The organism is Parafrankia sp. Ea1.12 (genome assembly GCF_900465275.1).
In the GTDB taxonomy this organism is placed as follows: domain Bacteria; phylum Actinomycetota; class Actinomycetes; order Frankiales; family Frankiaceae; genus Parafrankia; species Parafrankia soli.
In genome coordinates this window covers 1-9,917 of record NZ_UBIZ01000498.1, presented here as the reverse complement: position 1 = coordinate 9,917, position 9,917 = coordinate 1, and the positions used below count along the sequence as shown (strand labels likewise).

Annotated in this window: 9 protein-coding genes and 1 pseudogene; 6 read left to right on the top strand and 4 right to left on the bottom strand. The window is 72.9% G+C overall.

Annotation, left to right across the window (positions count from 1 at the left end):
* Window positions 1-848, bottom strand: an 848-nt coding sequence (locus FMEAI12_RS29355; RefSeq protein WP_200835458.1) for a BTAD domain-containing putative transcriptional regulator, incomplete at its 3' end; no start/stop codon positions are given.
* Between the two features lie 38 nt (window positions 849-886).
* The gene (locus tag FMEAI12_RS29350; RefSeq protein ID WP_112108594.1) at window positions 887-2,308 is read right to left on the bottom strand and encodes an FAD-binding oxidoreductase; all 1,422 of its coding nucleotides are present in this window, start codon (window positions 2,306-2,308) and stop codon (window positions 887-889) included.
* Window positions 2,309-2,596: 288 nt separating this feature from the next.
* Between FMEAI12_RS29350 and FMEAI12_RS29345 the strand changes: the two genes are divergently transcribed.
* Both FMEAI12_RS29345 and FMEAI12_RS29340 read left to right on the top strand, forming a co-directional pair.
* Entirely contained in the window at window positions 2,597-3,100 is a 504-nt protein-coding gene (locus tag FMEAI12_RS29345) for a PPOX class F420-dependent oxidoreductase (RefSeq protein ID WP_071064908.1), read from the top strand.
* Between the two features lie 453 nt (window positions 3,101-3,553).
* Window positions 3,554-4,756: an amidohydrolase family protein gene (locus FMEAI12_RS29340; protein ID WP_071064907.1), complete on the top strand. Its 1,203-nt coding sequence runs from the start codon at window positions 3,554-3,556 to the stop codon at window positions 4,754-4,756.
* A 217-nt stretch (window positions 4,757-4,973) separates the two neighbouring features.
* Here the strand turns inward: FMEAI12_RS29340 and FMEAI12_RS29335 are convergent, their stop codons facing one another.
* A complete protein-coding gene (locus tag FMEAI12_RS29335) occupies window positions 4,974-6,110 on the bottom strand; it encodes a helix-turn-helix transcriptional regulator (protein WP_112108593.1) in 1,137 nt (378 codons plus the stop codon).
* Window positions 6,111-6,334: 224 nt separating this feature from the next.
* Between FMEAI12_RS29335 and FMEAI12_RS29330 the strand changes: the two genes are divergently transcribed.
* The 3 genes from FMEAI12_RS29330 to FMEAI12_RS37410 all read left to right on the top strand — a co-directional run bounded on the left by FMEAI12_RS29330 (window position 6,335) and on the right by FMEAI12_RS37410 (window position 8,662).
* Window positions 6,335-7,222, top strand: coding sequence for an LLM class flavin-dependent oxidoreductase (locus FMEAI12_RS29330; protein WP_112108592.1), 888 nt, complete (start codon window positions 6,335-6,337; stop codon window positions 7,220-7,222).
* Window positions 7,223-7,291: 69 nt separating this feature from the next.
* Window positions 7,292-7,990, top strand: a complete 699-nt coding sequence (locus FMEAI12_RS37415; protein ID WP_200835457.1) for an FAD-binding oxidoreductase — start codon at window positions 7,292-7,294, stop codon at window positions 7,988-7,990.
* A gap of 18 nt (window positions 7,991-8,008) precedes the next feature.
* Entirely contained in the window at window positions 8,009-8,662 is a 654-nt protein-coding gene (locus FMEAI12_RS37410; RefSeq protein ID WP_200835456.1) for a BBE domain-containing protein, read from the top strand.
* A gap of 69 nt (window positions 8,663-8,731) precedes the next feature.
* Here FMEAI12_RS37410 and FMEAI12_RS29320 read toward each other — a convergent pair whose 3' ends face one another.
* A complete protein-coding gene (locus FMEAI12_RS29320; protein ID WP_131802367.1) occupies window positions 8,732-9,076 on the bottom strand; it encodes a hypothetical protein in 345 nt (114 codons plus the stop codon).
* A gap of 530 nt (window positions 9,077-9,606) precedes the next feature.
* On the opposite strand from FMEAI12_RS29320, the pseudogene FMEAI12_RS29315 reads away from it, so the two are divergent.
* Window positions 9,607-9,917: pseudogene (locus FMEAI12_RS29315) on the top strand (ATP-dependent helicase HrpB); the annotation flags it as partial.

The window sequence follows — 9,917 nt, the reverse complement described above, 5'->3', positions numbered from 1 at the left end:
GTGGAAGTGTTGGCTGGGCCGGTGGGAGCTGCCGGGGTGGTGGGAGTGGCTCGGCCGGCGGTGCGGGGGGAGGCTGGCCAGGAATCCAGCGCCGGGTCTTGGCGCAGGATGGCGCCCTGCAGGTCGCGCAGCGCCGGGCTGGCCTCCAGGCCGAGCTCGTCGGCCAGCCGCCGGGCGTGGTCGCGGAAGGCGTCGAGAGCCTCGGCCGCGCGCCCCGCCCGGTAGAGCACGATCATGTGCAGGTGGCAGGCGCGTTCCGCCAGCGGGGCGTCGTGCACCAGCTGGCGGGAGCGCAGCACCGCGGCGGTGATCCGCCCGGAGCCGAGCAGGCCGACGACCGCGCTCCGCTCGCACTGCGCCCACCGCTCGTCGACCGCGTTCGCCACGCCGCGCACCCACGGCTCGTCGCCGAACTCGGCGAGCAGCGGGCCCCGGCGCAGCGTCGCCGCCCGGTCGGCGGCCGCCACCGCGTCCGGCCAGTCCCCGGCGTCGGCGGCGGCCTGGGCCTGGTCGCACTCCCGCTCGAACAGCCGCAGGTCCAGGTCGTCCGGGGGGACGTCCGCCAGATAGCCCGGGGTGCGGCGGACGATCGGTGAGGTGGCCCGCTCGTCGTCGCGCAGCAGCCGCCGCAGGTTGGAGATGTGCGCGTGCAGGCTGGAGAGCATGCTCGGCGGATGCTCGTCGCCCCACACGGCGCCGGCCAGGCGGTCGACGGAGACCACCCGGCCGGCGTCGAGGAGCAGGGCGGCCAGCACCGCCCGCTGCTTGGGGCCGCCGAGCTGGACCGGCCGGCCGTCCCGGACGACCTCGATCGACCCGAACAGGCGGTAGTACGGCACGCCCCTCATGATGCCGTCTTCGCGGTACTGGCTCGCGGGATGCGGGATCAGGACCGCGCCCGCGACTGCACCAGACCGGCGGCGGCCCGCACCGGGTGTGAGGCGGCCATCCGCGCGCGCGGGTCGTAGCTGGCGGTGAGCGTGGCGAGGCGGGCCAGCGCGGCCATGTCGTACTTGAGCGCGACGAGCACCGGGTCCGTGGTCGAGCCGAAGTTCGGCGCGGAGATTCCACCGGACCACGGCTGCACCGCGTCCATCACCGCGGCGGCGTGCCCGGCTGTGGCCTCGACGATCGGCGGGGCGGCGATGCCGATGGTCAGCAAGGAGTAAGCCGCTTCCCGGTGGCAGACGGCGCTCGACTCCCGGGGCTCGCGGGCCAGCGCGCCGCCGAGCAGCCGCAGCTCGACGAACACCTGCGGGCAGTCGGCGGCCGGCCCGGTCAGCGCGAGCAGGGTGCGCACCGCGGCGTCCGGCAGCTCCCGCAGCAGCACCGACCGCTCGTGGACGGGCATCGGGTCGACCGGGTCGGCGTGGATCATCCCGAGCGCGGTGAACGGCATGACGCCGAGCCCGCCGAAGATCGCCGGCGCGAGGCCGCGGATCGGGTCGATCGCCCGCTCGCCGTCGGCCGGGTCCCCGACCCAGGCGTAGCGGACCGCGACGGTGCACCGGCCCGCCAGCGGCGGGGGCACCGCCGGCATCGCCGGCAGCCGCATGATCGCGATGGACGTCGACGCCTGCTCCGGCAGCCCCGCCGACCACGTCTTCCACGCCGACAGGACCCGGTCGGCGTCCGCGCCGTCGAAGTAGAGGCAGCCGCCGTAGATCCGGTCGACGTCCAGCAGTTCGAACTCGACGGCGGTGACCACGCCGAGCGCGCCCTTCCCGCCGCGCAGCGCCCAGAACAGCGCCGCGTTCTCCGTGGCGGTGGCCCGGCGCGGCTCGCCGTCCCCGGTGACGACGTCGAAGGCGGTGACGAGATCGCTTCCGAAGCCGAAGGTCCGCGCGACCGGCGACAGGCCGCCGCCGGTCAGGTACCCGACGACGCCCACGTGCGGCGCGGATCCGGCGAGCGCGCCGAGGCCGTGCTCGGCGGCGGCGTCGAGCACCCGCTGCCAGCGCACCCCGGCGCCGACGCGGGCCCGGCGGGTGGCCGGGTCGATGGTGACCTCGTCGAGGCGACCGGTGTGGACGAGCAGGCTCGGCCGGGTGTGGGCGAGGGCGCCGTGGCCGGTGGACTGGACGATGACGTCCAGGTCGTGGGTGTCGGCGAAGCGGACGGCGGTGACGACATCGGTCGCGTCGGCGACCGCGACCACGGCCACCGGGGAGACGGCGACGGCGACGTTCCACGGGGTGGCGGCCGCGGCGTAGGCGGCGGTGCCGGGCAGCAGGACATCGCCGCTGATCTTGCCGGCGAGGTCGGCCAGCGGCAGCTGCAGGGACGAGGAGTCGGGCGTGAAGGACATGACGGCTCCGTCTGGTCGAGCGGTGTCGAACGGGACGGGATGAGCGTGCGGTCCGCCGCTTGGACCCCACTTGTCGTTCGCCGCCGCCCGCTTGCGCCCCGCCGCCGTGCCACTTGGACGCCGCCGCCGTGCCGTTTGGGCCCCGTGGCCGTGCGGCTTGGACGCCTGGTCGCGCCGCCCGGAGGCGCCCGGAAAAGCGAGCAGGCACCGCGCTCGGAACGCGCGGCAGCGATGAGGCCGAGCGCTTCTCCAGCGGCCCGGACCGCCCCCGGGTCTTACGATGGCCGGGTGAGTCCGACCGCCGCGCGAGACGTCGTCGTCGACCGTGCCGCCCTGTTGGACTTCATCCGTCCCCGGCACCGCGGCATCCTCATGACCACCCGCCGGGACGGCAGACCGCAGGCGTCACCGGTGACGATGGGCGTGTCCGGATCCGGCGACGTCGTGATCGCGACCTACCCGGAGCGGGCCAAGGTCCGCAACGCCCGCCGTGACGAGCGCGCCTCCCTCCTCGTGCTGTCGGACGAGTTCAACGGGGAGTGGGCGCAGGTGGACGGCACGATCACCGTCGTCGACCAGCCGGCGGCCGTCGAGGAGCTCGTCGACTACTACCGCAGCATCAGCGGCGAGCATCCCGACTGGGACGAGTACCGCCAGGCGATGGTCCGGCAGGGCAAGGTGCTGCTGCGGCTGCGCGTCGACGGCTGGAGCCCGATCAGCCGCGGCGGTTTCCCGGCCCGCCTGCTCCAGGGGGCCGACCAGCCGAGTCCGTCGAGCCCGGGCGGCGCCTGACCGCGACCGGGCGTCCTGGCGTCTGACCGCGGCCCCGGCGTTCCGGCGCCTCCCGCCCGCCGCGGTTCACGGCTTCGCACTGTTCCTGGAAGCTCGCGGTCCGTGGCTGTTCGCTGTCCAACGTGGCTCACGGCTCACGGCTCACGGCTCGCAGCCGCTGCCCGCTGTCCGTCACGTTCCCGCCCTCGGCTCCGCCGGACGCCTGAGGTCTGGATCTCGGCGCGCCGCCGGCGGTGCCCCCCAGCTGGACTCGGGCGGGCGCTGCGACCCGTCCCGGGACAAGCCATCCAGGCAATATTGACGTCGATATCAATAAGTGGTAATTTCGCCTCAGGTCAGTGATGACGTAAGGGGGTAGTCGTACGTCCCGGCCCCATGCCGTGCCGGGGGAGTCGTGCGGCTGTCTCGTGGCATTCGGCTGGAGTGGTTCGGCCAGCCAGTACGGAGGAATACGTGCCCGCGACCAAAGTCGACTTTCCCGTCTTCGACGCCGACAACCACATGTACGAGACACCCGACGCGTTCACGAAGTTCCTCCCCGAGGAATACGCCGGCCTGATCAAGTATGTGCAGGTCAACGGGCGTGACAAGATCGCGGTCAGGGGTGTGATCTCCGAGTACATCCCGAACCCGACCTTCAGCGTCGTCGCGCGGCCGGGCGCCTGGGAGGACTACTTCAAGAACGGCAACCCGGACGGGAAGTCGACCCGGGAGCTGATGGGCAAGCCGATCCGCTCCCCGGAGGCCTTCTTCTCCCCGGAGCCCCGCCTCGCCCTGATGGACGAGCTGAACATCGACCGGGCACTCATGTGGCCGACGCTGGCGAGCCTGCTCGAGGACCGGCTCCGCATGGACCCGAAGGCCACGCACGTGGTCGTCCACGCGCTGAACCAGTGGATGCACGAGCACTGGAGCTTCAACTACGAGGACCGCATCTTCGCCACGCCGGTCATCACGCTGCCGATCGTGAGCGAGGCCATCAAGGAACTCGAGTGGATTCTCGAGCGCGGTGCGAAGATCATCCTCATCCGGCCGGCTCCCGTGCCCGGCTACGAGGGTTTCCGGTCGTTCGCGCTGCCCGAGTTCGACCCGTTCTGGCAGAAGGTCGTCGAGGCGGACATCACCGTCGGCCTGCATTCCTCGGACGACGGCCTGACCCGCTACTACAACATGTGGGAGGGCCGGCAGGACGGTGAGCACCTCCCGTTCGCCTCGCCGTCCGCCTTCCTCGACATCATGCACCTCCAGGGCCGGGGCATCTTCGACACCGTCGCCTCGCTGATCGGGCACGGACTCCTCACGCGGTTCCCGAGCCTGCGGATCCTGCCCGTCGAGAACGGCTCCGGGTGGGTGCGTCCCTTCGTCGAGGCCGTCGGCACCTCGTACGCGCACAGCCCGAAGCTGTACGACGAGGACCCGCTGAAGGTGCTCAAGCGCAACGTCTGGATCCACCCGTTCCACGAGGAGAACCCGCGCGGCCTCATCGATCTCCTGGGCGTCGACCGGGTCGTCTTCGGATCCGACTACCCGCACGCCGAGGGGATGTCCGACCCGGTCTCCTACGTGAACGAGCTCGAGGGCCTGCCCAAGGAGGACATCGCCCGAGTGATGGGCGGCAACCTCGCCGAGGCGCTGAAGCTGCCCTTCGCAGCCTGAGGGCGTCCCGCCTTTCGCGGGTCGCACCCTGACAGACCGGCCTGGCCGGCATCGCACGAGTGATCCGTGCGGTGCCGGCCAGGCCGCTTTCGTGTGTGGTGGAACCACGAGCGCCGTCCCGCGAATGATCGTCGTCGGCGGAGTCGGCGGAGTCGGCGGCAGCGGCGGTGTCGGTGTCGGCGCCGGATTGGTCGTGCGGCCGTCGGGACTGCTCCGGTCAGTACTGCACGTGCGTGATGGCGGCCGCCGGGTCGTGCAGGGCCGGCCCGTAGTGCTCGGCGAACAGCTTCGCGACGAGCTCACCGCGGCTGCCGACGCCCACCTTGGCGAAGACCGCCTTGAGATGGTCCCGCACGGTGTGCGGTGACAGGAACAGCTCGGCGGCGATCTCCTGGTTGGACAGGTCCCGGGCGACCGCCCGGGTGATCTCCTGCTCGCGCACGGTCAGGCAGTACGCCTCGACGATGATCGGCGCGATCTGCGCCGACTTCGCCGGCTCGATCGTCAGCGCGGTGGGGCCGGGCCGGCCGTTCGGCTGGCGCAGGCAGGACGCGTGAATCGAGATCCAGCGTCCGGAGACCGCCCGCAGCCGCGCGGCGGCGGGCCCGCGGTCGCGGCCCTCGTGGACGGCGGCGGCCCGGGCGACCACGGCCAGCACCGGCGTCATCGACACCGAGGGCAACGCCCAGGACGGGCCGGCGAGCTCGGCGAACAGCCGCTCGGCGTTCTCGTCGAGCGAGAGCAGCGTCCCCGACGTGTCGAACAGTGCGGTGCCCGGACCGCTGGCCGCGCCCGCGGCAGCGGGCCGCGTAGGCACGGCGGTGGTGAAGGCACGCAGCGCGGCCGCGATCACCGGCATGAGCGTGCGGACGAGCTCGACCTCGGTCGCGGTGAACGAGCCCCGGGCCCGGGCCCGGTCCCGGTACAGGTCGACGACGCCCCAGGTGTTCCCGCCCGACCGGAACGCGGCGCGCAGCTCGTCGCCGTAGCCCTGCGGGGCGATGAACTCCCGGTACCGGGCGCTGCGGGCGGGCTGGTCGTCCGTCGCCGTGTAAAGCGTCGCGACGCCCGATTCGGAACGGGCGAGATCACGGAAGAGCAGGACGTCCTCGACGAGGCATTCGCGTTCCCAGTACGACTCGCATCGGCTGTTCTCGATGTTCTCCACCCGGACCGGGCTGGTGGCAAGGACGGTCAGCGGGTCGGTGGCGAACCAGCCCGCCCCGTCGAAGGGCACCAGCCGGCGAAGCCGGTTCGAGACATCCTCGAACAGCCCTTCGCAGGTCTCGGCTTTCGTGCAGACATCCGCCAGGGATGACAGCTGGCTCTCGACTGTCGACGTCGACCCGCGCACTGTTTCCCCCGCTGGTCACGCGCACCGCCCGGACGCGTCCGCGTGGCAAGTGTGCGGTCGGCGGGCGCGGGGCGACAACCCCCCATCTGTAGGGGTCGGTGAAAGGCCGGCCATCGAACCGGGGGAGGTGCGCTCGCGGAGGTCCCGCGATTCGCGGGATGGGTCCGGTCGGTGAACGGCGGCAGGCTTCTCGATGACGGCGACCCCCACCGCGGGAGCACATCATGAAGCTCGGAATCGCCCTTCCCAATGCTGTCCCCGGCGCACCGGGAGACGCGGTGACGACCTGGGCGCGCCGCGCCGAGGAATGCGGATTCGACTCCGTCGCCGTCATCGACCGCGTCGTGTACGACAGCGTCGACCCGCTGGTCGCGCTGGCGATGGCCGCGGCGGTGACCAGCCGCGTCGAGCTCGTCACCAACGTCCTCATCGCCCCGCAGCACCGGACGGCGCTGCTCGCCAAGCAGGCCGCGAGCATCGACCGGGCCAGCGGCGGGCGGCTCACCCTCGGCGTCGGCGTCGGCGTGCGCGCGGACGACTTCGCCGCCTGCGAGATCCCGTTCCGCAGCCGGGGCGCCCGCCTGGACCGGCAGCTCGACGAGCTGCGCGGAATCTGGAACGGGGAGTGGGGCATCGGCCCCGCCCCGGCCCGGCCCGGCGGGCCCCGGCTGCTCATCGGCGGCGACGCGGCGCTGGCCGGCCCGCGCGCGGCCCGGCACGGCGGCGGCTGGACGATGATGGTCGGCACTCCCGACCAGTTCGCCGCCGGTGTGGACACCGTGCACCGCGCCTGGCGGGAGGCGGGCCGACCCGGGACGCCGCGCACCATGGCGGTCTTCTACGCCGCGCTCGGCGAGGCGGTCCCGAACTCGCCGCCGGCGCGATCGGCCACTACTACTCCTGGCTCGGCGCCGACCTCGCCGGCTGGATCGCCGGCACCGCCGCCACCGACGAGGACGCCGTCGCCCGCCGCGTCGAGGAGTTCACCGCCGCCGGCGCCGACGAGATCGTCATCGCCCCCTGCTCGGCCGAGATCTCCCAGCTCGAGCGGCTCGCCGGCGTCGCGCTGCGCACTCCCGCCGCCGTCTGATCACCACCCGCTCAGCTCCTGATCGTCTTCGTTCGCTTTTCGCTTTTCGCCTTTCGTCGTCCTTCGCGCTCCTGTCACTGGAGGAAATCTCATGACCATCGCGCCTCCCGCCGCCTCCGCACTCGACCTGCTCGCCACCGACCTCGACGGCAGCCTGCTGCGCCCCGGCGACACCGGCTGGGACGCCGCCCGGCAGGCCTGGCACCTCGCCGTCGACCAGCGCCCCACCGCGGTCGTCGTCGCAGCCTCCGTCCGAGACATCGTCATGGTGGTCAACATCGCCCGCATGCTCGGCCTGCGCGTCGCGGCCCAGTCGACCGGCCACAACGCCGGGCCGATGGGCGACCTGGCCGGCTCGATCCTGCTGCGGACGTCCGCCATGCGCGGCGTGCACATCGACGCCCGCGCGCGGCTCGCCCGGGTGGAGGCGGGCGCGCAGTGGGCGGACGTCACCACGGCGGCCGGTGAGCACGGCCTCGCCGCGCTCGCCGGATCGGCCCCGGACGTCGGCGTCGCCGGCTACACACTCGGCGGTGGACTCAGCTGGCTGGGCCGCTCACACGGGCTGGCCGCGAACAGCGTCGTCGCGATCGAGGTCGTCACCGCCGACGGCGCGCTCCGCCGGGTCGACCCCGACCACGACCCCGACCTGTTCTGGGCGCTGCGCGGCGGGGGCGGCAGCTTCGGCGTCGTCACCGCCCTGGAGTTCCGGCTGTACCCGATCACGCAGGTGTACGCGGGAGTGCTGTTCTTCCCGGCCGAGCGCGCGGTGGAGGTGCTGCGGGCGTGACGGGAGTGGCTGCCGTCGGTGCCCGACGAGGTCGCCTCCGTCGGCCGCATCCTGCACTTCCCGCCGCTACCGGAGCTGCCACCGCATCTGTCCGGCCGCTCGTACGTCGTCGTCGAGGCCGCCTGCCAGCTCTCGGTGGGGCAGGCCGACGAGCTGCGCGCCCTCGAGCCCGAGCTGGACACGTTCCAACCCACACCGGTCGGTGAGTTCGGGCTGCTGCACATGGACCCGCCCGGCCCCGTCCCCGCGCACGGCGACGGGATGCTGCTCGGCGAGCTGCCCGAACAGGCCATCGACGTGTTCGTGGACGTCTCCCGCGCGCACGGGCCGGCTCTGCTGTCGCTCGAGCTGCGCCACCTCGGCGGCGCGTTGCGCCCCGGCGCGATGGCGGGCGGGGCCGTCGACGGGATCGACGCGGCGTTCGCGGTGTTCGCCGCCGGCATGACCCCGACCGAGGAGGCGACCCGCGCGGTGACAGCCGCGGTCGATGCCGTCCACCGTTCGCTCGCACCGTGGTCGACGGGCGGGTGCTACCTGAACTTCGCCGAGCGTCCCAAGCCGGGGCAGGCGCTGTTCGGCGCGGACGTCCACCGTCGGCTGACCCGGATCAAGGCGGCCTACGACCCCGCCGACGTGATCCGGGCCAACCACCCGGTGCCACCCGCGAGCTGACGCCGCCGGCCCACCGCCGGCCCGCCGTCGGAACGCGGTCGGGACACGGTCGGGAGGCCGTCGGCCGGTCTATGCCGCGGATCGGGGGCCGTGCGCGGTCCAGCCCAGGCGGTTCAGCACCGCCTGGGCAGTGGCCGTGACCGGCGGCTGAACGGTGAAGTCGCCGTACAGTGCCACGAATCTCGGCCAGTAGAAGTCGATCACCTGCTTTCCCCGCTCGAACGGGTGGACGTACATCCACCTGAGCTCCCACACCCCGTCCATGAGCTTGAAAGCGACGGCGCCGGCGGCCACGAAGCTGACCGCGTTCACCCGCGGGGCGGAGAGCAGCCACACCCGCTGCTCCCCGAAGTTCAACGCCCGGGCGAGCGGAAAATCGTAGCCGCATTCCCGCTTGGCCGCGTTTCCGAACATCTCGGCGGCCTGCCGGAGGTCGAGCGGTGAATCCCGGGAAACCTCGATACAGTCCGGACCTTCACTCGCGCGACGCTGATAGGGAAGGACCGGCATGTCGATCCGGTATCGAGGTGAAAGCCGTTCCTCCTCGCTGAGCCATGTTTCGCGGTCAACCGGAGTGAGGTCGGTCATCGTTCCCCTTCACTGCGTGGTTCGGTCGTTCGCCGTTGAACCGGATCCGGGTGGGCGACGCCCTCGGGGTTGTTCCGGGCGGCGCCCCGGGCGGCGAACGACGACGATCACCCGACGGGGATGCCACCAAGCCTGACCGACCCGCCCGCCCCGCGAAAGATGCTGGATGGCCCCAGAACCGAAACGGATGGCACCTCGGTGCGGGCACCGCCCGCTCGCCGCCCGCTTGCCGCCCGGTCTGCCGCGGCCCGCGCTTCGGCAGCCCGTTTCTCCACAGCCTGGTCTTCCGCCACACGGTCATCCACAGCCCGGGGCCGCGCCGCCCTCAGCCGCGTTGATCCGAGGACACTGGGCGCATGTTGCCCGACCTCACGGTCGCCGGGGCGGACCTGCCCGTCCGGTCCACTCTGCCGGCGCTCGTCGCCGCGCTGACCGGTGGTGACGAGCACGGGTCGCGCTCCGCCGGCGGGGCCGCGGTGCTGGTGGCCCCGCCCGGCACGGGCAAGACGACGATTGTCCCGCTCGCGCTCGCAGACCACGTCCCGGGTCGGGTACTGGTCGTCGAGCCGCGGCGGATCGCCGTCCGCGCCGCGGCACGGCGGATGGCCACCCTCGCCGGCGGTGGTGTGGCGGGTGGTGCCGGGGCTCGCGCTGATGCTGTGGGTCG